General features: G+C 60.1%; 28 protein-coding genes and 4 tRNA genes. 23 read left to right on the top strand and 9 right to left on the bottom strand.

The window, feature by feature from the left end; translation table 11 throughout:
* The first annotated feature begins 22 nt into the window (after positions 1–22).
* From B9N88_RS29600 to B9N88_RS29570, 7 genes are all read left to right on the top strand, one after another.
* Positions 23–580, top strand: coding sequence for a CvpA family protein (locus B9N88_RS29600; protein WP_003192538.1), 558 nt, complete (start codon positions 23–25; stop codon positions 578–580).
* 41 nt (positions 581–621) lie between these two features.
* The gene (purF, locus tag B9N88_RS29595) at positions 622–2,127 is read left to right on the top strand and encodes an amidophosphoribosyltransferase (RefSeq protein WP_027604079.1); all 1,506 of its coding nucleotides are present in this window, start codon (positions 622–624) and stop codon (positions 2,125–2,127) included.
* 65 nt (positions 2,128–2,192) lie between these two features.
* Positions 2,193–3,404 carry an O-succinylhomoserine sulfhydrylase gene (locus B9N88_RS29590; protein WP_027604080.1) on the top strand — a complete coding sequence of 404 codons (1,212 nt, stop codon included), beginning with the start codon at positions 2,193–2,195 and terminating at the stop codon, positions 3,402–3,404.
* Between the two features lie 11 nt (positions 3,405–3,415).
* Entirely contained in the window at positions 3,416–4,180 is a 765-nt protein-coding gene (locus B9N88_RS29585; protein WP_027604081.1) for an SDR family oxidoreductase, read from the top strand.
* 107 nt (positions 4,181–4,287) lie between these two features.
* Positions 4,288–4,363: transfer RNA gene (locus B9N88_RS29580), tRNA-Val, on the top strand.
* 55 nt (positions 4,364–4,418) lie between these two features.
* Positions 4,419–4,495, top strand: a tRNA-Asp gene (locus tag B9N88_RS29575).
* 104 nt (positions 4,496–4,599) lie between these two features.
* Positions 4,600–4,676: transfer RNA gene (locus B9N88_RS29570), tRNA-Asp, on the top strand.
* A gap of 157 nt (positions 4,677–4,833) precedes the next feature.
* On the opposite strand, the gene B9N88_RS29565 is transcribed toward B9N88_RS29570, so the two are convergent.
* Positions 4,834–6,117 (bottom strand): NAD(P)/FAD-dependent oxidoreductase, encoded by a 1,284-nt coding sequence (locus B9N88_RS29565; protein WP_027604082.1) that lies wholly within the window; start codon positions 6,115–6,117, stop codon positions 4,834–4,836.
* Positions 6,118–6,301: 184 nt separating this feature from the next.
* Here B9N88_RS29565 and B9N88_RS29560 point away from each other — a divergent pair.
* Together B9N88_RS29560 and B9N88_RS29555 are read left to right on the top strand one after the other, a co-directional pair.
* A tRNA-Val gene (locus B9N88_RS29560) sits at positions 6,302–6,378 on the top strand.
* 163 nt (positions 6,379–6,541) lie between these two features.
* Positions 6,542–6,976, top strand: a complete 435-nt coding sequence (locus B9N88_RS29555; RefSeq protein WP_027604083.1) for a hypothetical protein — start codon at positions 6,542–6,544, stop codon at positions 6,974–6,976.
* A 30-nt stretch (positions 6,977–7,006) separates the two neighbouring features.
* Here B9N88_RS29555 and B9N88_RS29550 read toward each other — a convergent pair whose 3' ends face one another.
* Entirely contained in the window at positions 7,007–8,425 is a 1,419-nt protein-coding gene (locus B9N88_RS29550) for a DHA2 family efflux MFS transporter permease subunit (RefSeq protein WP_256221102.1), read from the bottom strand.
* A 184-nt stretch (positions 8,426–8,609) separates the two neighbouring features.
* Here B9N88_RS29550 and B9N88_RS29545 point away from each other — a divergent pair, with 184 nt between their 5' ends.
* Positions 8,610–9,236, top strand: coding sequence for a YajG family lipoprotein (locus tag B9N88_RS29545; protein WP_027604085.1), 627 nt, complete (start codon positions 8,610–8,612; stop codon positions 9,234–9,236).
* Between the two features lie 117 nt (positions 9,237–9,353).
* Positions 9,354–9,767, top strand: coding sequence for a GNAT family N-acetyltransferase (locus B9N88_RS29540; RefSeq protein ID WP_027604086.1), 414 nt, complete (start codon positions 9,354–9,356; stop codon positions 9,765–9,767).
* Positions 9,768–9,797: 30 nt separating this feature from the next.
* Here the strand turns inward: B9N88_RS29540 and B9N88_RS29535 are convergent, their stop codons facing one another.
* Complete coding sequence (locus B9N88_RS29535; protein WP_027604087.1) at positions 9,798–10,343, bottom strand: DUF4410 domain-containing protein; 546 nt, start codon at positions 10,341–10,343, stop codon at positions 9,798–9,800.
* A gap of 316 nt (positions 10,344–10,659) precedes the next feature.
* Here B9N88_RS29535 and B9N88_RS29530 point away from each other — a divergent pair, with 316 nt between their 5' ends.
* From B9N88_RS29530 to B9N88_RS29510, 5 genes are all read left to right on the top strand, one after another.
* The gene (locus B9N88_RS29530) at positions 10,660–11,376 is read left to right on the top strand and encodes a DUF969 domain-containing protein (RefSeq protein WP_027604088.1); all 717 of its coding nucleotides are present in this window, start codon (positions 10,660–10,662) and stop codon (positions 11,374–11,376) included.
* Positions 11,373–12,323 carry a DUF979 domain-containing protein gene (locus tag B9N88_RS29525; RefSeq protein ID WP_027604089.1) on the top strand — a complete coding sequence of 317 codons (951 nt, stop codon included), beginning with the start codon at positions 11,373–11,375 and terminating at the stop codon, positions 12,321–12,323. The genes B9N88_RS29530 and B9N88_RS29525 overlap by 4 nt, the downstream gene beginning before the upstream one ends.
* Before the next feature lie 7 nt (positions 12,324–12,330).
* On the top strand, positions 12,331–12,936 hold the full coding sequence (pcp, locus tag B9N88_RS29520) for a pyroglutamyl-peptidase I (protein ID WP_027604090.1): 606 nt from the start codon (positions 12,331–12,333) through the stop codon (positions 12,934–12,936).
* 63 nt (positions 12,937–12,999) lie between these two features.
* Positions 13,000–13,446 (top strand): anti-virulence regulator CigR family protein, encoded by a 447-nt coding sequence (locus B9N88_RS29515; protein WP_027604091.1) that lies wholly within the window; start codon positions 13,000–13,002, stop codon positions 13,444–13,446.
* A 132-nt stretch (positions 13,447–13,578) separates the two neighbouring features.
* Positions 13,579–14,256, top strand: a complete 678-nt coding sequence (locus tag B9N88_RS29510; protein WP_027604092.1) for an HAD-IA family hydrolase — start codon at positions 13,579–13,581, stop codon at positions 14,254–14,256.
* 19 nt (positions 14,257–14,275) lie between these two features.
* Here B9N88_RS29510 and B9N88_RS29505 read toward each other — a convergent pair whose 3' ends face one another.
* The 3 genes from B9N88_RS29505 to csrA all read right to left on the bottom strand — a co-directional run bounded on the left by B9N88_RS29505 (position 14,276) and on the right by csrA (position 15,326).
* Positions 14,276–14,572, bottom strand: coding sequence for a hypothetical protein (locus B9N88_RS29505; protein ID WP_027604093.1), 297 nt, complete (start codon positions 14,570–14,572; stop codon positions 14,276–14,278).
* Positions 14,573–14,673: 101 nt separating this feature from the next.
* Entirely contained in the window at positions 14,674–14,919 is a 246-nt protein-coding gene (locus B9N88_RS29500; protein ID WP_027604094.1) for a hypothetical protein, read from the bottom strand.
* A gap of 212 nt (positions 14,920–15,131) precedes the next feature.
* Entirely contained in the window at positions 15,132–15,326 is a 195-nt protein-coding gene (csrA, locus tag B9N88_RS29495; RefSeq protein ID WP_027604095.1) for a carbon storage regulator CsrA, read from the bottom strand.
* A 263-nt stretch (positions 15,327–15,589) separates the two neighbouring features.
* Between csrA and B9N88_RS29490 the strand changes: the two genes are divergently transcribed.
* A complete protein-coding gene (locus B9N88_RS29490; protein ID WP_043293337.1) occupies positions 15,590–15,955 on the top strand; it encodes a hypothetical protein in 366 nt (121 codons plus the stop codon).
* A 30-nt stretch (positions 15,956–15,985) separates the two neighbouring features.
* Here the strand turns inward: B9N88_RS29490 and B9N88_RS29485 are convergent, their stop codons facing one another.
* The 3 genes from B9N88_RS29485 to B9N88_RS29475 form a co-directional block, all read right to left on the bottom strand.
* The gene (locus tag B9N88_RS29485) at positions 15,986–16,675 is read right to left on the bottom strand and encodes an endonuclease (RefSeq protein WP_027604097.1); all 690 of its coding nucleotides are present in this window, start codon (positions 16,673–16,675) and stop codon (positions 15,986–15,988) included.
* Positions 16,676–16,679: 4 nt separating this feature from the next.
* Positions 16,680–16,931 carry a DUF1654 domain-containing protein gene (locus tag B9N88_RS29480; protein ID WP_027604098.1) on the bottom strand — a complete coding sequence of 84 codons (252 nt, stop codon included), beginning with the start codon at positions 16,929–16,931 and terminating at the stop codon, positions 16,680–16,682.
* Between the two features lie 191 nt (positions 16,932–17,122).
* Positions 17,123–18,211, bottom strand: a complete 1,089-nt coding sequence (locus B9N88_RS29475) for an asparaginase (protein ID WP_010209102.1) — start codon at positions 18,209–18,211, stop codon at positions 17,123–17,125.
* Between the two features lie 553 nt (positions 18,212–18,764).
* Between B9N88_RS29475 and B9N88_RS29470 the strand changes: the two genes are divergently transcribed.
* Genes B9N88_RS29470 through rbsD form a run of 6 tightly spaced genes read left to right on the top strand, consistent with a single transcriptional unit; the run spans position 18,765 to position 24,677 of the window.
* Positions 18,765–19,724, top strand: coding sequence for a sugar ABC transporter substrate-binding protein (locus B9N88_RS29470; RefSeq protein ID WP_027604099.1), 960 nt, complete (start codon positions 18,765–18,767; stop codon positions 19,722–19,724).
* Between the two features lie 57 nt (positions 19,725–19,781).
* Complete coding sequence (locus B9N88_RS29465) at positions 19,782–21,335, top strand: sugar ABC transporter ATP-binding protein (protein ID WP_027604100.1); 1,554 nt, start codon at positions 19,782–19,784, stop codon at positions 21,333–21,335.
* On the top strand, positions 21,332–22,309 hold the full coding sequence (locus tag B9N88_RS29460) for an ABC transporter permease (protein ID WP_027604101.1): 978 nt from the start codon (positions 21,332–21,334) through the stop codon (positions 22,307–22,309). The genes B9N88_RS29465 and B9N88_RS29460 overlap by 4 nt, the downstream gene beginning before the upstream one ends.
* Before the next feature lie 3 nt (positions 22,310–22,312).
* Positions 22,313–23,335, top strand: a complete 1,023-nt coding sequence (locus B9N88_RS29455; RefSeq protein ID WP_027604102.1) for a LacI family DNA-binding transcriptional regulator — start codon at positions 22,313–22,315, stop codon at positions 23,333–23,335.
* A 23-nt stretch (positions 23,336–23,358) separates the two neighbouring features.
* Positions 23,359–24,276: a ribokinase gene (rbsK, locus tag B9N88_RS29450; RefSeq protein ID WP_027604103.1), complete on the top strand. Its 918-nt coding sequence runs from the start codon at positions 23,359–23,361 to the stop codon at positions 24,274–24,276.
* Positions 24,273–24,677: a D-ribose pyranase gene (gene rbsD / locus B9N88_RS29445; protein WP_027604104.1), complete on the top strand. Its 405-nt coding sequence runs from the start codon at positions 24,273–24,275 to the stop codon at positions 24,675–24,677. Before rbsK ends, rbsD begins: the two co-directional genes overlap by 4 nt.
* Positions 24,678–24,698 lie beyond the last annotated feature (21 nt).

Below are 24,698 nucleotides of genomic sequence, written 5' to 3'. Positions count from 1 at the left end.
TTATCCGTCCGTAGGCTCAAACGTGCCATTTACCTGGGTTGACTGGGCGATCGTTGCAATCGTCGCCATCTCCGCTTTGATCAGTCTAAGCCGCGGCTTCGTAAAAGAAGCATTGTCGTTGCTGACCTGGATCATCGCAGGAGTCGTAGCCTGGATGTTCGGCGGTTCATTGTCGGTCTACCTGGCCGGATACATCGAGACACCTTCGGCTCGCGTCATCGCGGGCTGCGCCATCATGTTCATCGCCACGCTGCTGGTGGGGGCAATGGTCAATTATCTTATTGGCGAGTTGATACGCGTCACCGGCCTCTCCGGGACCGATCGATTTCTCGGCATGGCCTTCGGCGCTGCGCGTGGCGCGTTGCTGGTGGTCGTGGCGGTCGGGCTGTTGAGCCTGGGGCCGGTACAGCAGGATTCGTGGTGGCAGGAGTCGGTACTCGTGCCAAAATTTCTATTGGTTGCAGATTGGTCCAAGAACCTCATATTGGGGTGGAGCAGTCAGTGGCTGGCCAGCGGAATCAGCGTACCCGCTGATCTTCCGTTCAAGGAACACCTCTTGCCGGCCAAAACGCCGCAGTAAGTTGTGTTCAGTCAAGATTCATTAAGTAGGGGTTGCGTCGCATGTGTGGCATCGTCGGTATCGTCGGTAAGTCGAACGTCAATCAGGCGCTGTATGACGCGCTAACCGTCCTCCAGCACCGCGGCCAGGACGCTGCCGGTATTGTGACCAGCCACGACGGCCGGTTATTCCTGCGCAAGGACAATGGCCTGGTACGTGACGTGTTCCATCAGCGTCACATGCAGCGCCTCGTCGGGCACATGGGCATTGGCCATGTGCGTTACCCGACCGCCGGTAGCTCGACGTCGGCCGAAGCTCAGCCGTTCTACGTCAACTCGCCTTACGGCATTACCCTGGCGCATAACGGTAACCTGACCAACGTTGAGCAGCTGGCCAAGGAGATTTACGAATCTGACCTGCGCCACGTCAACACCAGCTCCGACTCGGAAGTGCTGCTCAACGTGTTCGCCCACGAGCTGGCCCAGCGCGGCAAGCTGCAGCCGACCGAAGAAGACGTGTTCGCCGCCGTGATCGACGTGCACAACCGTTGCGTCGGCGGTTATGCCGTTGTGGCGATGATCACCGGCTACGGCATCGTCGGCTTCCGTGACCCCCACGGTATTCGCCCGATCGTGTTCGGCCAGCGTCACACCGACGAAGGCGTCGAGTACATGATCGCGTCCGAAAGCGTGTCCCTGGACGTGCTGGGCTTCACCCTGATCCGCGACCTCGCGCCGGGCGAAGCGGTGTACATCACCGAAGACGGCAAGCTGCACACTCGTCAGTGCGCTGTCGCGCCGAAACTCACCCCGTGCATCTTCGAGCACGTCTACCTGGCGCGTCCGGATTCGATCATCGATGGTGTGTCGGTGTACAAGGCACGCCTGCGCATGGGCGAGAAGCTGGCCGACAAGATCCTGCGCGAGCGTCCCGAGCACGACATCGACGTGGTGATCCCGATCCCGGACACCAGCCGCACTGCTGCGCTGGAGTTGGCCAACCACCTGGGCGTCAAGTTCCGCGAAGGCTTCGTGAAAAACCGTTACATCGGTCGTACCTTCATCATGCCGGGCCAGGCTGCGCGTAAGAAGTCGGTGCGTCAGAAGCTCAACGCCATCGAGCTGGAATTCCGCGGCAAGAACGTGATGCTGGTGGACGACTCCATCGTGCGCGGCACCACCTGCAAGCAAATCATCCAGATGGCCCGTGAAGCCGGTGCGAAGAACGTGTACTTCTGTTCCGCAGCGCCTGCCGTGCGTTACCCGAACGTGTACGGTATCGACATGCCGAGCGCCCACGAACTGATCGCACACAACCGCACGACCCAGGACGTGGCCGACCTGATCGGCGCCGATTGGCTGATCTACCAGGACCTGCCGGACCTGATCGAGGCGGTCGGCGGTGGCAAGATCAAGATCGAGCAGTTCGACTGCGCCGTGTTCGACGGCAAGTATGTGACCGGTGACGTCGACGAGGCCTACCTGAATAAGATCGAGCAGGCGCGTAACGACTCGTCGAAGATCAAGACCCAGGCGGTCAGCGCGATCATCGATCTGTACAACAACTGAGTAGACACCGGCCCTGAGGGGCCGGTTTTGTATCTTAAATAAAAAATTGAGTAAGGAGTCGCAGCATGAGTCAGGAATGGGATGCCGGTCGCTTGGACAGCGACCTCGATGGCGTAGCTTTCGATACCCTGGCTGTGCGCGCCGGCCAGCACCGTACCCCGGAAGGTGAGCACGGTGACCCGATGTTCTTCACCTCCAGCTACGTGTTCCGCACGGCGGCCGACGCCGCGGCGCGCTTTGCTGGCGAAGTGCCGGGTAACGTTTATTCCCGCTACACCAACCCGACTGTACGCGCGTTTGAAGAGCGTATTGCGGCGCTGGAAGGTGCAGAGCAGGCGGTGGCGACGGCCACCGGCATGGCGGCGATCCTGGCGGTGGTGATGAGCCTGTGCAGTGCCGGCGACCACGTGCTGGTGTCGCGCAGCGTGTTCGGTTCGACCATCAGCCTGTTCGAGAAGTATTTCAAGCGCTTCGGTATCGAAGTGGACTACGTGCCCCTGGCGGATCTGTCCGGCTGGGATGCGGCGATCAAGTCCAACACCAAGCTGCTGTTCGTCGAGTCGCCGTCCAATCCGTTGGCCGAGTTGGTGGATATCGCCGCGTTGTCAGAAGTGGCTCACGCCAAAGGCGCAATGCTGGTGGTCGACAACTGTTTCTGCACGCCTGCCTTGCAGCAGCCGCTGAAGCTGGGCGCGGACATTGTGGTGCACTCGGCCACCAAGTTTATCGATGGCCAGGGCCGTTGCATGGGCGGCGTGGTTGCCGGTCGCAGCGAGCAGATGAAGGAAGTGGTGGGCTTCCTGCGCACCGCCGGCCCGACCCTGAGCCCGTTCAATGCCTGGATCTTCCTCAAGGGCCTGGAAACCCTCAGCCTGCGGATGAAGGCCCATTGCGCCAACGCCCAGGCCCTGGCCGAGTGGCTGGAGCAGCAGGACGGTATCGAAAAAGTGCATTACGCCGGCCTCAAGAGCCACCCGCAGCACGCATTGGCCCAGCGCCAGCAACGTGGTTTCGGCGCCGTGGTGAGTTTTGAAGTGAAGGGCGGCAAAGAGGGCGCCTGGCGCTTTATCGATGCGACGCGCCTGATCTCCATCACGGCCAACCTGGGCGACAGCAAGACCACCATTACCCATCCGAGCACCACGTCCCACGGACGCCTGGCGCCGCAGGAGCGTGAGGCGGCCGGTATCCGGGACAGCCTGATCCGCATCGCGGTCGGCCTGGAAGATGTCGCGGATCTGCAGGCTGACCTGGCTCGCGGGCTGGCTGCCTTGTGATCGAGTGGTCCCTGGAGGCCGCGGCGGCCAGTAATGGGCGCGTCGCCCTGGTGACGGGCGCGGCGCGGGGTATTGGCCTCGGGATTGCGGCGTGGCTGATCAGCGAAGGCTGGCAGGTGGTCTTGACCGACCTCGACCGCGAGCGCGGTTCCAAGGTGTCCAAGGTGCTGGGCGAAAACGCCTGGTTTATCACCATGGACGTGGCTGACGAGAAACAGGTGGCCCAGGGGGTCGCCGAAGTCCTGGGGCAGTTCGGTCGCCTGGACGCGTTGGTCTGTAACGCTGCGGTGGCCGACCCGCACAATATCACCCTGGAGAGCCTCGACCTGGCCTACTGGAACCGCGTGCTGGCCGTTAACCTCAGTGGGCCGATGTTGCTGGCCAAGCATTGTGCGCCCTACCTGCGTGCCCACGGCGGGGCCATCGTCAACCTGGCGTCGACCCGGGCTCGTCAGTCGGAGCCGGATACCGAAGCCTACGCGGCGAGTAAAGGGGGGCTGTTGGCCCTTACTCACGCCTTGGCGATCAGTCTCGGGCCGGAAGTGCGGGTGAATGCGGTCAGCCCTGGCTGGATCGATGCCCGTGATCCAGCTGCGCGGCGTGCCGAGCCTTTGACCGATGCCGATCATGCCCAGCATCCGGCGGGCAGGGTGGGTACGGTAGAGGACGTGGCAGCGATGGTGGCGTGGTTGCTGTCGCGCCAGGCCGGGTTTGTCACCGGGCAAGAGTTTGTGGTGGACGGTGGCATGAGCAAGAAGATGATTTACAGCGAGTAGGGCAGGTCGCCGTCTTGAAGCCATTTTGTCTTTTTCAGAAAAACTTCAAGCAGGCTATTGACTTAGGTCCGCTACCTGCGTAAATTTCGCGGCCTCAACGAAGCAAAGGGTGATTAGCTCAGCTGGGAGAGCATCTGCCTTACAAGCAGAGGGTCGGCGGTTCGATCCCGTCATCACCCACCACTTCTTGAGAGTTTTGCCTTCGGGCAGGACGCAACGTTAAAGGTTGCACCGACGCGCAGCGGTAGTTCAGTCGGTTAGAATACCGGCCTGTCACGCCGGGGGTCGCGGGTTCGAGTCCCGTCCGCTGCGCCATATTTTCCTGGTTCGATTTATCGGGCTTGAGATTGAACAGCCAAGCTGATCGATCAGATGTTCAAGGACGGTTGAGGCGGTTTGCTCGGCCGGTCAAGCGATACGCAGCGGTAGTTCAGTCGGTTAGAATACCGGCCTGTCACGCCGGGGGTCGCGGGTTCGAGTCCCGTCCGCTGCGCCATATCTGCCTCAAGGCCCACTGAACGCCTTGAAGCACAAAGAAAGCCACTGGCTACTTTGATCCGATAGCAAAGACCCTGGTCGAAAGACCGGGGTTTTTTGTGTCTGCAATTTGGTAATTTTTTGCGGGAGCCGGCGAACCGGCTCCCATTGATTTGTCAGAAGCCCAGCTTATCCCGCAGCCCGTAATACCAGGCCCCCAGTGCCGCAAACGGTGTGCGCAACAGTTGCCCGCCCGGGAATGGGTAGTGCGGCAGGTCGGCAAACGCATCAAAGCGCTCTGCCTGGCCTCTCAGCGCTTCCGCCAGTACCTTGCCCGCCAGGTGGGTGTACGTCACCCCATGGCCGCTGCAGCCCTGTGAGTAGTAGATGTTGTCGCCCAGGCGACCGACCTGCGGCAAGCGCGACAGGGTCAGCAGGAAGTTGCCGGTCCAGGCGTAGTCGATCTTCACATCCTTGAGTTGCGGGAAGGCCTTGAGCATCTTCGGGCGGATGATTGCTTCGATGTTCGCCGGGTCGCGCGCGCCATACACCACGCCGCCGCCGAAGATCAGGCGCTTGTCACTGGTGAGGCGATAGTAGTCGAGCAGGTAGTTGCAGTCCTCTACGCAGTAATCCTGCGGCAGGAGTGTCCTGGCCAGCTCATCCCCGAGTGGCGCCGTCGTGATCACCTGGGTGCCACAGGGCATCGACTTGGCCGCCAGCTCCGGCACCAGGTTGCCCAGGTAGGCATTGCCCGCGACGATGATGAACTTGGCCCTGACCTTGCCTTCTGCCGTATGGACCACCGGGTTGGCGCCACGCTCGATGCGCACCGCCGCCGATTGTTCGTAGATCGTCCCGCCCAGGGACTCCACGGCGGCGGCTTCACCGAGTGCCAGGTTGAGTGGGTGGATATGGCCGCCACTCATGTCCAGCAGCCCGCCGACATAGTTGTCACAGGCCACGACCTCGCGAATGCGACGCTCGTCCAGCAACTCCAGCTGTGTATGGCCGTAGCGCTCCCACAAGCGTTTCTGCGACTCCAGATGGTCCATGTGCTTGCTGTTGAGTGCCGCGAACACGCCGCCGTCCTTCAGGTCGCACTGGATCTGGTACTTGGCGACCCGCTCGCGAATGATCCTGCCGCCCTCGAACGCCATCTGCCCCAGCAACTGCGCCTGTTGCGGGCCGACGCTGCGCTCGATCACATCAATGTCACGGCTGTAGCTGTTGACGATCTGCCCGCCATTGCGGCCTGACGCGCCAAAACCCACCTTGGCGGCTTCCAGCACCGTTACGCGAAAACCGTTCTCCAGCAGGAACAGCGCGCTGGACAGGCCGGTATAGCCGGCACCGATCACGCACACATCGGTTTCGACGTCGCCTTGCAACATTGGGCGCGGCGGAACGGCATTGGCGGAAGCGGCGTAATACGACTGGGGGTAGGGGGTGTTCGCCATCCTGGAACCTCTGTTTTATATTTTTTACGAGTGCCCTGATCCTACCTGAGTTGAAAATTGCCTGCCAGCCACCCCAAAAAGTACGGTGCGCCGGCTGCAAATAAATAATTCGCATATTCATAGGGTTAGCTGCAAAAAAGATGTTGACACCCCTCCGGAATTCCGTAGAATGCCGCCTCACAGCAGGCACGTAGCTCAGTTGGTTAGAGCACCACCTTGACATGGTGGGGGTCGTTGGTTCGAGTCCAATCGCGCCTACCAAACAAAATCCGCTCTGCTGGGCGGTCTGGAAGGGCTCACCGAAAGGTGGGCCCTTTTTTGTTCGTGCGATTTATTACTACCCGAAAATCTTCCTACCCCCGCCTAAAGTAATCGACCCCCAGGCCGATAGAGATCGCAAATCTCTTACTCTCGGACACTTGGCATGCTTATCAACATCAGCACTACCGCCTCCGTAGCAAGCACCCCAAGCACTGTCAGCTCGACGGCTGCCGCGACCAAGGAAAGTACAAGCAGCGCAGGCGGCACGACCGTCAACATGCACGCTGATTCCAATGGTGCGGCAGGTGTAAGTGGCGGTGGCCAAGCCTCCTCGCTCTCGAAGGAGTCCGATACCGTCAAAGAATTGAAGAAGCAGATCGAGCAGTTGCAAAAGCAGCTTCAAGCGCAGCAGCAAGCCTTGCAAAAAGCTCAGTCCAGCAACCAGAGTGCAGAAGCCAAAGCGGCGGCAGTAGCGGCGGCGCAGATGCAGATCGCCGGCACTGCGGCGGCGTTGCAGACAGTGACTTCCGCACTGTTGCAGGCAGTCACCGATGAGGGCAACAGCACATCGGGTTCGATGGTCAGTACCACCGCCTGATACTGGCAACAGTGTGTTGAGTCGCAGCCTTCACTGTCGATTCAACACACTTTCTCCCGCTCCCACCGTCAAGCGATATACATCCACCAGCGCCCACGCTCCCAGCAGCGCCACGCCGACGAACGCCACGCGAAAATCCCCGACCTGTGCCTGCATCTCATGCCCCTGCAGGGTCATGGATGCCCGTAGCAGCAGCGCCGCCACCGTTACGCCCATCCCCATGGCCAGCTGGAATGACATGCTGAACAGCGCCGAGGCCTCACTCATGCGCGGTTTGGGCACATCCGCGAAGCCGATCGAGTTGTAGCAGGTGAACTGCATCGAGCGGGACAACCCTCCCGCAAACAACACGGCCGCGATCAGCACAAATGGGGTCTGCACCGTGAAAAGCGCGCAAGCGGCTATCGACACCACGCCGATTATCCCGTTCACCAGCAAGACCCGGCGAAACCCATAGCGGCGCATGATGGCCGTGGTGAACGGCTTCATCGCCAGATTGCCAGCGAATACCGCCAGCACCAGCAAGCCTGCGTCCACCGGGGACAAGCCAAAGGCGACTTGAAACAGCAGCGGCAGCAGGAACGGCAGGGCGCTGATGGCCAGGCGAAACAGCGAGCCGCCATAGATGCTCACACGAAATGTATCGATGGACAGGGTCTCGAGCGGCAATAACGGGTCGCTGGCATGGCGGCAATGGTGCACGGCCCACACTGCCAGCGCGATGCCTGCCGCGACCAGCACGGCGCCTGGAATAAGGCGTTCACCGGTCTCGTTACCCAGGCATTCCAGCCCGCCCAGCAGGGCCACACAGGCGCCTGCCAGCAGTACAAACCCCTTGGCATCGAACTGGCGCACGCTGGCTTCACGGTCTTCCGGTACCAGCCACAGTGCGGCGGCCAATGCCAGCGCACCCAGCGGCAGATTCACGTAGAAGATCCATGGCCACGATGCATGCGTCACGATCAAGCCGCCGACCAGCGGCCCCAGAATCGGCGCGACCAGGCCGGGCCAGGTAATGATCGCGATCATGTTCACCAAGTCTTTCTTATCCGTATTACGCAGCACGGCCAGGCGCCCCACGGGCACCATCAATGCGCCGCCCATGCCCTGCAGGACGCGGGCGAACACGAACATCTCGATACTTTGGCTGAGCCCGCAGAGCAGCGAGGCGAGGGTGAACAGGATGATTGCGCCAGCGAATACCCGGCGCGCACCAAAGCGGTCAGCGACCCAGCTGGACAGCGGTATGAAGATCGCCACGGCGAGGATATAGGCGGCGATGCCGATGTTCATGTCGACCGGTGTCACGCCAAAGGCCGAGGCCATGGTTGGCAGCGCGGTGGCGATAACCGTGGCGTCGAGGTTCTCCATGAAGAAGGTTACGGCGACCACCAGGGCGATCAGGTGAGTTCGCGTGCTGAGGGCGGTGCCTGGAGTGGATGATGTCACCGTTGCTCCCCTGGGTGGATGATGGTCGCTCGGGTTAACGATACCGGCTCTGGCTTGAGCGCACACGTGACGATAGTTAGGTTTTCCCGAAGTGGTCGACAGATGTCTAAGTGCCATCATGAATGTACAATCGCTTTTGATCGATTTGCGATCAAGCCAATGACGGCGAGAGGGAGTGGTAGGTATGAGTGTTCGTTTAGCTGTGGGAATGGCGGCGTTGATGGTGCTGGCGGGATGCGCCACTAGTCGGTCCGAGATTGATGTCAATGTTGCGCCGTTGAGTAACGTGCAAGCCTCTGCCAGCAATGGCAAAAAAGTGCTGATCAGTACGGTGGACGAGCGCATCTTTCAAATCGACCCTCGTAGTCCGGATATTCCTTCGTTGAAGAATAACGAAGTTACGGACAGAGCCATCACTGAGCGCGCCATCGCCCGTAAGCGTAACGGGTATGGCATGGCGCTTGGCGATGTGCTGCTCCCGTCAGGCCGTACACTTTCTCAATTGATCAATGAATCGGTAGCCTCGGCCTATAAGCAGGCCGGTTATGACGTCGTAAGCGAGCCAGGCGCTGCTGATGCGGCGACGGTGAAGGTTCATATCGTAGAGTTCTGGTCCTGGTTCACTCCCGGCTTTTTCTCCGTTGACGTCACTAGCAAGTCCCTTCTGCGCATTGAAACTCCAGGCGCAAAGGTAATGAATATAGTCACCCGTCAAAGCGAGAGCATGCAGGCCGTGACGGAGAGCGATTGGAAGAAAATTACCGAGGCAGGTCTGCTGGAGGTGTCACGGGAGACATTCAAGCAGCTTTGACGCTAACCGATCTGGCGTGAGTGAATACTTGGGGGCAACCAATGGGCTGCCCCTTTTTTATCAACCAATAGTGAGCGGTTTTTCAATCCAGCACAGAGCGCTGCAAGGGAGATTGCAATGGAAGTTTCTTACAACGTGTCTGAGCAGGATCGCCAGGCAATTCTCAAACCATTGAGGAGCTACAACCTGAGACATACCGGTGAAATGGCCTTCGAAACGATCGGAATCTTGCTGCGCGACCCCGTGACTCAAGAAGTGGTCGGCGGTCTCTACGGTAAAGTTTCCTATGGATGGATGTTCATAGAACTCTTGAGTATCCCGGATTCGATGCGCGCCCAAGGCATGGGCACCCGCTTGATGCTGGCTGCTGAAGAGGCGGCCCTGCTTAAGGGGTGCGTGGGTATGTGGCTGGACACGTTCAGCTTCCAGGCGCCTGGGTTTTATCGCAAGTTAGGCTTCAGTGAGTTTGGCCATATGGCCGATTACCCGCCAGGTCATCAGCGCTGCTTTTTCCAGAAGCGCCTTGGATGACATGTTGGGCGTCATCCAAGGCGGGGCGCCTTACTTGGCCTTGGCGCTCTTGATGTCACTGATCAACTGCTTGGCAATCGCCTGAACCTGCTTCTGCGTCATGGCTGAGGCGATCCCTTCCCAGGCCGACGAGGAGGTGTCATAGGTGCGCGAGCCGATCGGCGCGCCGGATTTCAGGTCGGAGAAGTCGGCGCGGGAGAACACCCAGGCGTTACCCACCAGCGCGCCGGCGACATAGCGTGAACCTGGCTCGATGTAGCGGAACTTGCTCACGCTGATGGCGATGCCGACACCGTCCTGGTCACTCTTGGTCACCGAGGGCGTTTCCGTGACATTGAAGCCGGCCTGGCGGGCTTCCACTTGGAGTGCATTATTCCAGTCGCGCTTGAGCAGGTTCCAGTCGGGGTTCTGTTCAAGCTGGCCTTCGCCTTTGATGCTGACCACCAGGTTTTGCTTGGCGGATTCCGGGATCGCCAGTTCACCGCTGCCGCCACTTTTTACCTTGGCGGCACAACCGCCCAGCATGGACAAGGCGACGGCGCAGGAGAGGGCGATCAGGATTTTTTGGGTTTTCATTGAATGTCCATATCCACAACAGTGATGAGGGCGCCTTGTAAATAGGCGGTGCCAAGATGCGCGAATCCCTTGCAGCCTGTCTACAACTTGTTACCTGCACCCCCCTCAATTACCCACAAAATTTATTGGTTTGCAGCAACAATTTTTCTTGTTGGACACCTCCCGCTCCCAGGCAGCACAGTTGCCGCCACTGACGCTCGCCCTGACGGGCCAACAATAAAAAACCGAGCCGACTGCACGCCACTTCCTGCTGTGAACCCTTTGTTCACATCCTGCTGTAATGGCGCCGCAGCGCGCACTTAAGGACCTCTCCGCCATGCAAACTGTTGTGAACTTATGGCCGTTGATCGGCGTACTTGTGATCGTGGTTGGCTTTGTTTTGCGTTTCAACCCGCTGTTGGTGGTCACCGCCGCAGCTATCGCCACCGGGCTCGCTGCCCACTTCCCGCTGGAGAAAATCCTCGCCACTATGGGGGATGGTTTCCTACAGACTCGCGCCCTGCAATTGATCCTGTTGTTGCCCCTCGCCGTCATCGGTCTGCTGGAGCGCCACGGCTTGCGCCTGCACGCGCAGAACTGGATTGCGCGGTTTGAGCGCGCCACGGTCGGACGCCTGCTGATCATCTATCTGTTTGTGCGCGAATCCACCGCAGCCATGGGCTTGACCAGCCTCGGCGGGCACCCGCAGATGGTGCGCCCACTGCTGGCACCGATGGCCGAAGGCGCGGCGGAAAAGCGCTACGGCAAACTGCCGGACAAACTGCGTCACAAGGTGTTGGCCATGTGTGCGGCCACCGATAACGTCGGCCTGTTTTTTGGTGAGGACATCTTCGTCGCCTTTGGTGCGATTGCCTTGATGCATACCTTCCTGCTCGGTTCGGGGATTGATGTGGAGCCGCTGCACATTGCGGTGTGGGGCATTCCTACGGCGATTTGCGCCTTTATCATTCACGCGCTCCGACTTCATCGGTTTGACCGAAGACTGACCCGCGAGATGACGACCGCCGCGAACCCTGTGGAGGCCGCGCAATGATCATCTCTATCCAATACCTGTACTGGCTCGCCGGGATCCTGCTGCTGATCACCGCCGGCATGATCCTGTTGGATCGAAGCCATCCCAAGCGCTGGTCCAGCGCACTGTTCTGGCTGCTGTTTGCCATCCCGTTCCTGGTGGGGGAGCGCCTGCCCTCGGTGGTGGTCGGTGCGGGAGTGGTGGTGATGGCGCTGATCGCCGGCCTGGGCGGCGTCGGCCGTGGCACCCATGCTGAGTTGCATGACAAGGCTTCGCGCGCCAGTGCCGGCCGCCTCGGGCACAAGCTGTTTATCCCGGCGCTGGCGATCCCCCTGACCACCGTGATCGGTTCGGTCTTGCTCAAGCACACCGAGATTGGCGGGGTACCGCTGCTGGATCCGAAAAACACCACCTTCGTGTCCCTCGGCATCGGCTGCCTGATCGCCCTCGGCCTGGCGTGCTGGCTGACCCGTGATACCCCGGTGCAAGCCTTGCGCGAATCCCGGCGACTCACCGAGGCCCTGGGCTGGGCCATGGTGCTGCCGCAGATGCTGGCGATGCTTGGCCTGCTGTTCAATGAAGCCGGTGTCGGCACGGCTGTCGCCCATGTCACCACCACCTACATCAACCTGGATTTCAAGTTGGTGGCGGTCATGGTGTACGTGCTGGGCATGGCGCTGTTTACGGTGATCATGGGCAATGGCTTCGCGGCGTTCCCGGTGATGACCGGGGGCGTCGGCGTGCCGGTGCTGGTGGGTATCTACGGCGGTAACCCGGCGGTGATGGCCGCCATCGGTATGTTCTCCGGCTACTGCGGTACGCTGATGACGCCGATGGCGGCCAACTTCAATATCGTGCCGGCGGCGTTGCTGGAGTTGCCGGACAAGAACGCGGTGATCAAGGCGCAACTGCCGACCGCGTTGATGATGCTGGTGGTCAATATTGTCCTGCTTTATGTGTTGATGTGAGGCGACGATGCGAACTGTATTGCTGACGGGGTTCGAGCCCTTTGATCAAGACCTGGTGAATCCTTCCTGGGAAGCGGTGCGCCAGTTGGATGGCGTGCAACTCGACGATGATGTGCGGATTGTTGCGCGCCGATTGCCCTGTGCGTTTGCCACGGCGGGTGAGTGCCTGCTCCAACTGATCAGTGAACTGCGTCCGGCGATGGTCATCGCCACTGGGTTGGCCCCCGGGCGCAGCGAAATATCCATCGAGCGGGTGGCGATCAACGTCAACGATGCACGCATCCCCGATAATCTGGGGGAGCAACCCATCGACACGGCGGTGGTGGTCGGCGGCCCGGCGGCGTACTTTTCGACGCTGCCGATCAAGGCCATGGCCAGGGCGGTGCGCGAAGCAGGGATTGCGGTGTCGGTATCGCAGACGGCGGGTACATTCGTGTGCAACCAGGTGTTCTACCGCTTGCAGCACGAACTCGCGGGCACCGGTGTACGCAGTGGTTTTATCCACGTGTCGAGGGATCTTGGCGCGGGCCTTGTCGATGGGCTGCGCATCGCGGTGTCGGCGGCGTGGAATACCCCGGTGGATGTGCTGGAAGTGGGTGGTCAGGTGAGTTGACGTCCCCCGGGGTGCGATAACCTCGACTACAGTTCAGCTACATTCCTGTGTTGGATTATCGCCATGATCAAGTGCCCGAAATTCGTATCTGTTGCGCTTTCGCTTGTGTTGTTTGCCGCTGGCGGTATGGCCCTGGCTGACCCAGGCAATGGCAAGGGGCAAGGCAACGATAAAGGCAATGGTCACGGCGGACAGGAGCATGACAAGCCCAAGGGCAAAGGTGTAGCAGGCAGTCATGGCCCCAGCGTCGACCGTGGCAGCGTGCTGAATGTGTTGGGCGGTTATCGCGACTACTGGAGCCCTGGGCCCGCCTTGCCGCCAGGCATCCAGAAGAACCTGGCCCGCGGCAAGCCGCTGCCGCCGGGCATTGCCAAGAAGCTGGACGGGCGTTTGTTGGGCCGCTTGCCCCATTACGAGGGATACGAGTGGCAGCAGGCGGGCACCGACTTGATACTGGTGGCCATCGCGACGGGCATCATCTACGAAGTCCTCAATGGCGCCCTCGATTGAGCTGGCGGTGTCGACCGCATGGCGCTCGACCTGCCGTGTTATTGCCGGCGTCGTTGGCGTTTACAAGCCGCCGGGTGATCCGTAGATTGCATTGCGTCGATTATTCGTTTCAGCTCACGAGGAAACCCCGCAGTGTCCATCCGAGGTTCAGCCGTATTTGCCCGCCCTTACCGCGCCTTTCTGTTCGATATGGATGGGACTCTGCTCAATTCGATTGCCGCCGCCGAGCGGGTATGGAGTATCTGGGCTGAACGCCATGGGCTGGAGGTGGCGACGTTCCTGGCCACCATCCATGGCGCCCGGGCGATCGACACCATCACGCGCCAGGCCTTGCCCGGCGTCGACCCGGAGGTTGAAGCGCAGTGGATTACCGAGGCTGAAATCAATGATGTGCAAGGTGTCGTTGCGATTGCCGGGGCCGTCGAGTTTCTGAACCGCTTGCCCGGCGATCAGTGGGCGCTGGTCACCTCTGCACCCAGGGAACTCGCGTTGCGTCGACTGCAAGCGGCGGGTATTACGCCGCCAGCGGTGCTGGTCACGGCTGAAGACGTGGCTATCGGCAAGCCGAACCCTGCGTGTTATGTGCTCGGTGCGCAGCGCCTGGGGGTGTCGACGCAGGATTGCCTGGTGTTTGAGGATGCGGCGGTGGGCATCCGTGCAGGGGAGGCGGCTGGAGCGGATGTGATGGTCGTGACCTCGACGCACCTCAAGCCCATGGCGACGGAGCATCCTTCGATCGATGGGTATGAACAGCTGCAGGTGCAACGCAGCGCTGATGGCTTGCTGTACTTGGCGCGCGCGACGGGCTGACGCAGCAAGGCCGAGCCGGCTACCGGACTCGGCCTGTTTCGCGGGTGGCTGGATCAGGCGACGCCTGCATTCGATCACTGCGCATGCCTTGGCGTGACAGCACCATCTCCCTGAGAATCTCGTTGGCGAGCCGGGCAATCGCTTCGGCACCGCGATAATGCGCGCGCACGATTCCGGTGATTGCAAAGTGATCGGTTTCCGGACCGCTGAGCACGGCCGAGAGGGTGCCGTCGGCGTGCAGCGTACAGGTGACCGTGTAGCTGGGCAGGCGGGCTGCCAATTCAGATTCGATTTGGGTTTTAGTGAGCGTGTCCATCTGTACCGGCACCTTCTACTGACTGTGCAAACACACCCAAGGATAGGTCCTGCTGCGAGGCTGTAAATACCAGCGATCTGAAAGCGAATCGGGGGTGGGCGTCAGCGTACGGTTTTGCGCACGATGCGTTGGCACAACTTGCGCTGCACGGCCATCTGGATGGGCTTGAGGCAGAACATGAACAGGTAGCCACACAGCAGGAGTACCAGGTCCAGCCGCGAACGGGGCGCTTCGGCGCCCTCTATTTCAAGCTTCAGTCCATATTCCAAGCCGACAAAGACCAGCCCCGTCAGCAGGGCGATCATCCAAGATCTGGAGAAAAATGGCTGGGCATTGCCTGGCAGCATCGACGTGCTCCTAAGTGCACACGGATGGCGGGGTATCAGTCAGAGGATTCGGTTGCAAAGGGTGTAATAAGTTCCAGGCGTGAAGATAGTTTCATCTTGATGCATGGATGGGCATGCGGCAAAAAGCGCTTCGCGCGACACAGACAAAAGCAGACCGATGAGGTTTTCGCCAGCCGTTACAGTGAACGAAAGGGCTGGCTACTGAGGGCGCTTCAAGGCGTCTGGTTTTTGTCCGGAGCGGACAGGCCGGCCTGGATGCGCTGGTAAATCTCCTCGCGATGCACGGCAACATCCTTGGGTGCGTTGATGCCGATTCGTACTTGCTGGCCGCTGACGCCCAGGATGGTGATCGTAATGTCATCACCGATGTTTATGCTTTCACCGACTTTGCGGGTGAGTATAAGCATGGACTTCTCCTTGATTACTTTTAAGGACACATGTTTCAGACAGGGCAGGTGTCGTATGTGTGTAGCTTACTGCTAAGCGCGTCCCTGTGACTGCCTCTTTTAGGACGCATAGAGGCGACATTAATTCCCATGGCGGCATCATACAGGTCTGGGATACATCATTCGCATTGTTTAAGCCAATGTTTATGACGGCCAGAATAGACAGTGAATGATAAAGTCGCCTCTTTATCCGTTGAAGGAGCAGGGCAGTGCGTAAAGTAGCGATGGCAATTGCGGTGTTGGCATTGGCCGGTTGCGGTGAAGGCAAAAGCGTCGATGCCGCCAAGGCCAAGCCTGCCGTAACCGAAAGCCAGCCACAAACCGGCGCGATTGCTGCCCAGGAATGGGACCTGCGAGTAGGCCCGCCGGACCATAAGCTGCAGGCAATCACCGACCTGACCGCCTGGTTGCTCGAACACGGGTTCAGTTTTTACATCGTGAAGGTCGACGGCAAGGACGAAGTGCTGCTGGGGCCATTTGCAACCAGGGCCGAGGCCGAAGCCAAGCAGACGCTGCTCAACGAGAAGATGGCGCGGGCCAAGAAAACCGACACGGTGTCCGAGATCATCGAGCACAAGACCGCGCAGTAACCGCTGATTGGGCGGCAGTGCCGCCCCTGTTCAACCGCAGGCTTTCAGGTTAACCGGGCCGACAAACTCATTGCCGCGCCCCATCACGCACGCCACCGTCTGGTTCCGCTGGCGCTCCCAGGCTTGTACCGGATAGGTCTTGTTCCAGGCTTCGTACAACTGGCGATCCTGTTTCGACAGGCGCAAGCCGTACTGCTTGCTCATGTAGAAATACGTGCGTGCGATCATCCCGCGAATGGACGGGCGCGGCATGACCTTCTTGGCCTTGAAATCCACCTGGGTCAGGCACGAACCGTATTGCCCGCTTTGCACCGGCAGCCAGCCAAAACTGAAGTTACTTCGATCTCCATTGACCTCGCCGATGCTCGGCACCAGGTTGTGCAGATCCGCTTCGGCACGCTTGAATACGTCGTCATGGCGGGTGCAGTTCTTGCGTCCACCGTCTTGCCAGCACTGGCGCTGATGGCCGATCTGCCAGGCTGGAACAATGTGCTCCCACTCGATGCGCGCGGCACGGTTGGCGTTTTTGCGTGGGATGTAGCCGCAGGCTTTCAGGTCAACGCGGTTGCCGGTGTATTTGCAGCCGCAATAGAACTCGGTGGATTGTGGCGCGTACAACTTCCAGGCAACCTTTTTGGCTTCGCTGAAGGTTCGGGGCGCCTGGGCATGGGCAGTGACAGCAAAAAGCAGGCAGCACACAGCAATAAAACGGGCACTCATTGAATCAATCTTCCTTCGGCACAACCCAGAAAATCTGCACGCCGCCGTCATCCCGATAGGCGAGGGTGACGTTGTCGTTCTCCGCGATTTCCTCCAGCAAGCGCTGCCACTCGTCTTCTGGCTCGTCCGGCAAGCGGAAGATCAAGGCTGCCTTGGCTTTTTGAGCGTTGGTGGAGTTGATGATCTTTTGCACACGAATGGCCAGGCGTTCGTAGGCATCAGGTGGGGTTAGGGCTACGGAAGAGGACTTTGCCACGGAGTGTTCCTTAATAAGCTGTACGTGCATACAGTATTTAACTGTAGGCAATTTCGCAACTGCTTAAAATTCAATAAGTTCGTCTGACGGCGGTTTAGGCGAGTTGGTGTAAGGCGGGGAGGTGTTGGTTGCGGGATTTACACATGAAGTAGAGGCGGGTAAACCCGCCTCTACAGAGATGCCAATAGGAATCAATATTCCCAGAACATCCGTTGCAGTTCTTTGCTGTCCTGGGTCTTGGTCAGGGCGACCATCGCCAGAATCCGCGCTTTCTGCGGGTTCAGGTCGAGGGCGGCGACCCAGTCGTACTTGTCGTCCGGCTGTTCGGCATTACGCAGCACCATGCCCCCGGCATTCACGTGGGAAGAACGGATGATCTGCACACCTTGCTTGCGCAATTCCACCAGCGCAGGAACCACTTTGGACGACACCGAACCATTGCCGGTGCCGGCGTGGATGATGGCTTTGGCGCCAGCCTGGGCCAGTGCCTTGTAGGCGGTGTCGCTCACGTTACCGTAGCCGTAGGCGATTTCAACATCGGGCAGGCTCTTGATGTTCTTGATGTCGAATTCCGAGTCCATGGTGTGACGCTTGGCCGGCAGGCGGAACCAGTAGGACTTGCCTTCAACGACCATGCCCAGCGGGCCCCATGGGCTCTTGAAGGCTTCGGTCTTGATATTGATCATCTTGCTGACGTCGCGACCCGATTGGATCTCGTCGTTCATGGTCACCAGTACGCCTTTTCCGCGTGCATCCTTGCTGCCGGCCACGGCGACGGCGTTGTACAGGTTGAGCATGCCGTCGGCCGACATGGCGGTGCCTGGGCGCATGGAGCCGACCACCACGATAGGCTTGTCGGTTTTTTCCACCAGGTTCAGGAAGTAGGCGGTCTCTTCCAGGGTGTCGGTACCGTGGGTGATCACGATGCCGTCCACGTCCTTGCTGTCGGCCAGTTCGGCGACGCGGCGACCCAGTTGCAGCAGGTTCTCGTTGTTGATGCTTTCGGACGCAATTTGCATCACTTGCTCGCCACGCACATTGGCGATCTGGCTAAGCTCAGGAACTCCGGCGATCAATTGCTCGATACCGACTTTGGCAGCCTGGTACGTCGCACTGTTGGCGGCGCTGGCGCCCGCGCCGGCAATGGTGCCGCCGGTGGCGAGGATCACCACGTTGGACAGTTTGGTCTTGGATTCAACCTCCTTTGCCTGGGCGGCAACGGGGAACAGCAGCAGAAGGGCCAACGCCCCCGGAACAAAGTTCTTCAATGCAGATTTCATTATTTTTCTCTCTGGTTTTTGATGAGTGCTGTAGCAGGTTCATCTAGAACACCTGGGCATTGCTGAATGCCTCCAGGCGCTGTGTAGGAGCAGGATCTGTACCATGCCGAATATGTTCGAGCATATAAATTAACTTGTTGATATATATAAATTTTTACTGATTGAGCGATGAGGTTTTGCTTGCTGGGTGTCCGGCTTTCCGAACAACCTGGGGTGTGGCGTTCGGTTGTCCGAAAGTTATGACGAAAGAATCCTGAGTGCCGCGCCAAACCTGTCGTTTCAGAGAACGACCGAACGTGGCAGATGTTTAGGAGCGGCCTTCGCAGGACGGGAGAGCCGGGGCTGTAGGTCTTGCATGAAAGGCCATGTTCTACCGTTGACAAATCTCGACAAGGTTCTCATAGTTTGGCTAACGCAAACGTTTGCGAGATGTTTCACGAGACCCTCATTAGAGTCTCCTGTCAGCTCGTATCAGCCACCCGGGTGGGAGGGCCGCCGAAGCACACTTCGGTGCACGCGTTGCTCACAATAATCATAAGATCGGAGTGAACCCATGAAGCTGCCATTCGCCGGACGTCTTCTTGCTGTCGCTGTGCTTGCTGCCGCATCCGCCGCCTTACCTTTCTCCCCTGCATTCGCTGATGACGCTGCCGCCAAACCCAAGGTCGGCCTGGTGATGAAGTCCCTCGCCAACGAATTTTTCGTGACCATGCAGGACGGTGCCAAGGCGTATCAGAAAGACCACGCCGCCGATTTCGACATGATCACCAACGGCATCAAGGACGAAACCGATACCAGCGCGCAAATCGGTATCGTCAAGCAGATGATCCTGGCCAAGGTCAATGCCATCGTTATCGCGCCTGCTGATTCCAAGGCCCTGGTAAAAGTGCTGGAGGATGCCTCTAAAGCCGGGATCAAGATCGTCAACATCGATAACCGCCTGGACCCGGACGTGCTGAAAAGCAAAAACCTCGATATTCCCTTCGTCGGCCCCGACAACCGCAAAGGCGCCAAACTGGTGGGCGACTACCTGGCCAAGCAACTGGCTGCCGGCGACAAGGTCGGCATTATCGAAGGCGTACCGACCACCACCAACGCCCAGCAGCGCACCGCGGGCTTCAAGGATGCGATGGACGCTGCCGGTATGAAGATCGTTTCCACCCAGTCCGGCAACTGGGAAATTGACCAGGGCCAGAAAGTGGCCTCGGCCATGCTCAGCGAACACCCGGACCTCAAGGCGCTGCTGGCCGGTAACGACAACATGGCCCTGGGCGCCGTCTCCGCCGTACGTGCGGCAGGCAAGGCCGGTAAGGTGCTGGTGGTGGGTTATGACAACATCGACGCCATCAAGCCGATGCTGCAGGACGGTCGTGTGCTGGCGACCGCCGACCAGGCGGCTGCGCAGCAAGCGGTGTTCGGTATCCAGAACGCCCTCAAGCTGGTCAAGGGTGAGAAAGTCGATGCCAAGGACGGCATGATCGAAACCCCGGTCGAACTCGTCCTCAAGAAGTAATCCTGGCAGCACCCAACAGCGTCCGCCCGTCCTGGGCGGACGCCTGGAGATTTTCCTATGTCATCTTCCGCCCCGAACGCTGTCCTCTCGGTCAGCGGTATCGGTAAGACCTATGCCCAACCGGTTCTGGCCGACATTACCCTCACGCTTAACCGGGGTGAAGTACTGGCGCTGACCGGTGAAAACGGCGCGGGCAAGAGTACCTTGTCGAAGATCGTCGGTGGGCTGGTCACCCCGACCACCGGGCACATGCAATTCCAGGGGCAGGATTACCGTCCGGCCAGCCGTACCCAGGCTGAAGCGTTGGGCGTGCGCATGGTCATGCAGGAACTCAATCTGCTGCCGACGCTGACCGTCGCTGAAAACCTGTTTCTGGATAACCTGCCCAGCCACTGTGGCTGGATCAGCCGCAAGCAATTGCGCAAGGCTGCGATCGAGGCCATGGCTCAAGTCGGCCTGGACGCCATCGACCCGGACACTCTGGTCGGTAGCCTCGGCATCGGCCATCAACAGATGGTCGAGATCGCCCGCAACCTGATCGGCGACTGCCATGTACTGATCCTCGACGAGCCCACCGCGATGCTCACGGCCCGCGAAGTAGAGATGCTGTTTGAGCAAATCACCCGCCTGCAGGCCCGGGGCGTGGCGATCATTTATATTTCGCACCGGCTCGAAGAACTGGCCCGTGTCGCCCAGCGCATTGCGGTACTGCGCGACGGCAAGCTGGTCTGCGTCGAGCCGATGGCCAATTACAACAGCGAACAACTGGTCACCTTGATGGTGGGCCGGGAGTTGGGTGAACACATCGACCTGGGGCCGCGCAGCCTCGGCGGCCCGGCCCTGACCGTGAAGGGCCTGACCCGCTCGGACAAGGTCCGCGACGTATCCTTTGAAGTGCGTGCCGGTGAGATCTATGGCATCTCCGGCCTGATCGGCGCCGGTCGTACAGAGCTACTGCGGCTTATCTTCGGTGCCGACCTGGCCGACAGCGGCACTGTGGCTTTGGGTTCGCCGGCCCGGGTGGTGAGTATTCGCTCGCCAGTGGATGCCGTGGGTCATGGCATTGCCCTGATCACCGAAGACCGCAAGGGCGAAGGGCTGCTGCTGACCCAGTCGATCAGTGCGAATATCGCATTGGGCAACATGCCGGAAATTTCCGCTGGCGGCCTGGTTAATAGCCGCGATGAAACTGCCTTGGCCAAGCGCCAGATCGATGCCATGCGGATCCGCAGTTCCAGCCCGGCGCAATTGGTGTCCGAACTGTCCGGTGGCAACCAGCAGAAAGTGGTGATCGGCCGCTGGCTGGAGCGCGACTGCTCGGTGATGCTGTTCGACGAGCCCACCCGCGGCATCGATGTCGGTGCCAAGTTCGACATTTATGCCTTGCTGGGTGAATTGACTCGCCAGGGCAAGGCGCTGGTGGTGGTGTCCAGCGACCTGCGTGAACTCATGCTGATCTGCGACCGCATCGGCGTGCTGTCCGCCGGGCGCTTGATCGAAACCTTCGAGCGCGACAGCTGGACCCAGGACGAATTGCTTGCCGCCGCCTTTGCCGGCTATCAGAAACGTGATGCGCTGCTCAACGACGCAGTGCTTAGGGATACCCCATGAAACTAACAACTTTCCCCGGTAAAACCGGCGGCAACTTCTACGGCCTTGGCACCTACCTGGGGCTGGCCGGTGCATTGCTGGCGATGATCGCGCTGTTTTCGGTGCTCAGTGATCACTTCCTGTCCTATGACACGTTCAGCACCCTGGCCAACCAGATTCCTGACCTGATGGTGCTGGCGGTGGGCATGACCTTCATCCTGATCATCGGCGGTATCGACCTATCGGTGGGCTCGGTACTGGCGTTGGCGGCATCGGCGGTCAGCGTGGCGATTCTCGGGTGGGGCTGGAGTGTCTTGCCGGCGGCCTTGCTCGGCATGGGCTGCGCCGCGTTGGCCGGCACTATCACCGGCTCGATCACGGTGGCCTGGCGCATTCCCTCGTTTATCGTGTCCCTCGGCGTGTTGGAAATGGCCCGGGGCGTCGCGTACCAGATGACCGGCTCGCGCACGGCCTATATCGGCGATTCGTTTGCCTGGCTGTCCAACCCGATCGCCTTCGGCATTTCGCCGTCGTTTATCATCGCTTTGCTGGTGATCATTGCCGCCCAGCTGGTATTGACCCGCACCGTATTCGGTCGTTACCTGATCGGTATCGGCACCAACGAAGAAGCTGTACGCCTGGCCGGGATCAATCCCAAGCCGTACAAGATCCTGGTGTTCAGCCTCATGGGCCTGCTGGCCGGTGTGGCGGCGCTGTTCCAGATTTCGCGCCTGGAAGCGGCAGACCCGAATGCCGGTGCCGGCCTCGAGCTGCAAGTGATCGCCGCAGTGGTGATCGGCGGCACCAGCCTGATGGGCGGGCGTGGTTCGGTGATCAGTACCTTCTTCGGTGTGTTGATTATTTCGGTATTGGCCGCCGGCCTGGCGCAGATCGGTGCCACGGAACCCACCAAGCGCATCATAACCGGTGCCGTGATCGTGATTGCCGTGGTCCTGGATACTTATCGCAGCCGTCGTGCCAGTCGGCGAGGCTGAACCATGGCAACGATCAAGGATGTGGCCGCGATTGCAGGTATTTCCTACACCACCGTGTCCCATGTGGTGAACAAGACGCGCCCGGTGAGCGAGCCGGTACGGATCAAGGTTGAAGCGGCGATCAAGCAACTCGACTACGTGCCCAGTGCCGTCGCGCGTTCGCTCAAGGCCAAGACCACGGCCACCATCGGATTGCTGGTGCCCAACAGCCTCAACCCGTATTTTGCCGAGCTGGCCCGGGGCATCGAGGATTATTGTGAGCGTAACGGCTACTGCGTGATTCTCTGCAACTCCGACGACAACGCGGAAAAACAACGCAGCTATTTGCGGGTGTTGCTGGAGAAGCGCGTTGATGGCTTGATCGTGACTTCGGTAGGCGGTGATGACAGCGGCCTCGCCGCAGGCTTGAGCGCCGTGCGCACGCCCATGGTGATTGTCGACCGGGCGCTGGATGGCATCGATGTCGACCTGGTACGCATCGACCACGAGGAAGGCGCCTACCTGGCGACCCGGCACTTGCTTGAGCTGGGGCATCGGGACATCGCCTGCATCGGCGGCCCGGCCCACACCCGCGTCGCGCAAATGCGCCTGGCGGGTTACCAGCGTGCGCTCCATGAGGCCGGTGTGGCGGTGGTGGCCAATCGCATCCAGGAAAGCGACTTCACCAGCACCGGCGGTTATGCTGCTGCCGTGCAATTGCTGGCGCAGAACCCGCCCAGCGCGATTTTTGCCAGCAACGACATGATCGGCTTCGGCGTGTTGCGCGCGGCGGCGGAGCGCAATATCCGCGTGCCCGGTGAACTGTCGGTGATCGGTTTCGATGACATTCAAATGGGCCGCTACGTGTACCCGGCGCTGACCACGGTCGGGCAGTCGATCCTGCAACTGGGCGAGACCGCGGCCGAGCTTTTACTGCGACGAATTGCAACCCCCCAACTGCCGATCGATCAACGCATCGTGACGCCGAGCATCGTGTTGCGTGAATCGACGGCGCCCGTCGCCGGTGTGTTCGCCCAATACCGCTGAACCGAATTGATGAGTACTGATGTATGCCAGCAAAAGTAGTGGTAATAGGCAGCTTGAACATGGACCTGGTCACCCGCGCGAATCGGCTGCCCCGTGCCGGTGAGACCCTGGTCGGCCAGACGTTTTCCACGGTGCCTGGCGGCAAGGGCGCCAACCAGGCCGTGGCCTCGGCGCGACTGGGGGCCGATGTGGCAATGATCGGCTGTGTCGGTAGTGATGCCTATGGCACTGAACTGCGTGGCGCCTTGCTGGTGGAAGGTATCGATTGCCAGGCGGTGAGCACCGTGGACGGTTCCAGTGGCGTGGCCTTGATTGTGGTGGACGACAGCAGCCAGAACGCGATCGTGATCGTTGCCGGCAGCAACGGCGAGCTGACCCCCGCCTCACTGCAGGCGTCCGATGCGGTGCTGCAGGCCGCCGATGTGATTATCTGCCAGCTGGAAGTGCCGATGGATACCGTGGGCTATACCCTCAAGCGCGGTCGTGAACTGGGCAAGACCGTGATCCTCAACCCGGCGCCGGCCAGCGGCCCGTTGCCTGCCGACTGGTACGCCTCGGTCGACTACCTGATTCCCAACGAAAGCGAAGCCAGCGCACTGAGCGGCGTGACAGTCGACTCCCTCGACAGTGCCAAGGTCGCGGCGACCCACCTGATCAAGGCGGGGGCGGGCAAAGTCATCATCACCCTGGGCGCCCAGGGGGCGTTGTTTGCCGATGGCCAGGGCTTTGAGCACCTGGTGGCGCCCAAGGTCAAGGCGGTGGATACCACCGCTGCCGGCGATACCTTTGTCGGTGGTTTTGCCGCAGCACTGGCCAGTGGCAAAAGCGAAGCCGAGGCCATCCGTTTCGGCCAGGTCGCGGCAGCCTTGTCAGTCACCCGTGCTGGTGCGCAACCCTCCATTCCTACGCTGCATGACGTTCAAGGTTTTGTGCTTTTATGAAAAAGACCCCTCTGCTCAATATCGCCTTGTCGCGTTTGATCGCATCCCTGGGCCATGGTGACATCCTGGTGATCGGCGACGCCGGCCTGCCAGTGCCGCCCGGGGTCGAGTTGATCGACCTGGCGCTGACCCAGGGCATTCCCGACTTCATCAGCACCTTGCGTATCGTGCTCAGTGAAATGCAGGTGGAAAGCCACGTGCTGGCGGAAGAAATCCTGCTCAAGCAGCCACCCGCGCTGACGGAGCTGGATGCTTTGGCTGAACAGGCCGCCCTCGGCGAGCGACGTCTGCTCAGCCATGAACAATTCAAGCAACTGAGCCGTAGCGCGCGCGCTGTCGTGCGTACCGGCGAGTGCCAGCCTTACTGCAATATCGCGCTGGTCTCCGGCGTAACCTTCTAGAGTTTCCCAACGACAAGGAGT

The organism is Pseudomonas sp. LAMO17WK12:I1 (assembly GCF_900177315.1).
Taxonomy (GTDB): domain Bacteria; phylum Pseudomonadota; class Gammaproteobacteria; order Pseudomonadales; family Pseudomonadaceae; genus Aquipseudomonas; species Aquipseudomonas marginalis.
This window is presented reverse-complemented; position numbering and strand designations above follow the sequence as displayed.

Excerpts from the sequence above, each read along its gene's own strand:
- B9N88_RS29460 (WP_027604101.1), top strand. The coding sequence starts at position 21,332 with ATGAAACTAACAACTTTCCCCGGTAAAACCGGCGGCAACTTCTACGGC.
- purF (WP_027604079.1), top strand. The coding sequence starts at position 622 with ATGTGTGGCATCGTCGGTATCGTCGGTAAGTCGAACGTCAATCAGGCG.
- B9N88_RS29565 (WP_027604082.1), bottom strand. The coding sequence starts at position 6,117 with ATGGCGAACACCCCCTACCCCCAGTCGTATTACGCCGCTTCCGCCAAT.
- B9N88_RS29465 (WP_027604100.1), top strand. The coding sequence starts at position 19,782 with ATGTCATCTTCCGCCCCGAACGCTGTCCTCTCGGTCAGCGGTATCGGT.
- B9N88_RS29470 (WP_027604099.1), top strand. The coding sequence starts at position 18,765 with ATGAAGCTGCCATTCGCCGGACGTCTTCTTGCTGTCGCTGTGCTTGCT.
- B9N88_RS29505 (WP_027604093.1), bottom strand. The coding sequence starts at position 14,572 with ATGGACACGCTCACTAAAACCCAAATCGAATCTGAATTGGCAGCCCGC.
- B9N88_RS29455 (WP_027604102.1), top strand. The coding sequence starts at position 22,313 with ATGGCAACGATCAAGGATGTGGCCGCGATTGCAGGTATTTCCTACACC.
- B9N88_RS29540 (WP_027604086.1), top strand. The coding sequence starts at position 9,354 with ATGGAAGTTTCTTACAACGTGTCTGAGCAGGATCGCCAGGCAATTCTC.
- B9N88_RS29590 (WP_027604080.1), top strand. The coding sequence starts at position 2,193 with ATGAGTCAGGAATGGGATGCCGGTCGCTTGGACAGCGACCTCGATGGC.
- B9N88_RS29545 (WP_027604085.1), top strand. The coding sequence starts at position 8,610 with ATGAGTGTTCGTTTAGCTGTGGGAATGGCGGCGTTGATGGTGCTGGCG.
- B9N88_RS29475 (WP_010209102.1), bottom strand. The coding sequence starts at position 18,211 with ATGAAATCTGCATTGAAGAACTTTGTTCCGGGGGCGTTGGCCCTTCTG.
- B9N88_RS29525 (WP_027604089.1), top strand. The coding sequence starts at position 11,373 with ATGATCATCTCTATCCAATACCTGTACTGGCTCGCCGGGATCCTGCTG.
- B9N88_RS29515 (WP_027604091.1), top strand. The coding sequence starts at position 13,000 with ATGATCAAGTGCCCGAAATTCGTATCTGTTGCGCTTTCGCTTGTGTTG.
- csrA (WP_027604095.1), bottom strand. The coding sequence starts at position 15,326 with ATGCTTATACTCACCCGCAAAGTCGGTGAAAGCATAAACATCGGTGAT.
- B9N88_RS29530 (WP_027604088.1), top strand. The coding sequence starts at position 10,660 with ATGCAAACTGTTGTGAACTTATGGCCGTTGATCGGCGTACTTGTGATC.
- B9N88_RS29555 (WP_027604083.1), top strand. The coding sequence starts at position 6,542 with ATGCTTATCAACATCAGCACTACCGCCTCCGTAGCAAGCACCCCAAGC.
- rbsK (WP_027604103.1), top strand. The coding sequence starts at position 23,359 with ATGCCAGCAAAAGTAGTGGTAATAGGCAGCTTGAACATGGACCTGGTC.
- pcp (WP_027604090.1), top strand. The coding sequence starts at position 12,331 with ATGCGAACTGTATTGCTGACGGGGTTCGAGCCCTTTGATCAAGACCTG.
- B9N88_RS29485 (WP_027604097.1), bottom strand. The coding sequence starts at position 16,675 with ATGAGTGCCCGTTTTATTGCTGTGTGCTGCCTGCTTTTTGCTGTCACT.
- B9N88_RS29490 (WP_043293337.1), top strand. The coding sequence starts at position 15,590 with ATGGCAATTGCGGTGTTGGCATTGGCCGGTTGCGGTGAAGGCAAAAGC.
- rbsD (WP_027604104.1), top strand. The coding sequence starts at position 24,273 with ATGAAAAAGACCCCTCTGCTCAATATCGCCTTGTCGCGTTTGATCGCA.
- B9N88_RS29535 (WP_027604087.1), bottom strand. The coding sequence starts at position 10,343 with ATGAAAACCCAAAAAATCCTGATCGCCCTCTCCTGCGCCGTCGCCTTG.
- B9N88_RS29500 (WP_027604094.1), bottom strand. The coding sequence starts at position 14,919 with ATGCTGCCAGGCAATGCCCAGCCATTTTTCTCCAGATCTTGGATGATC.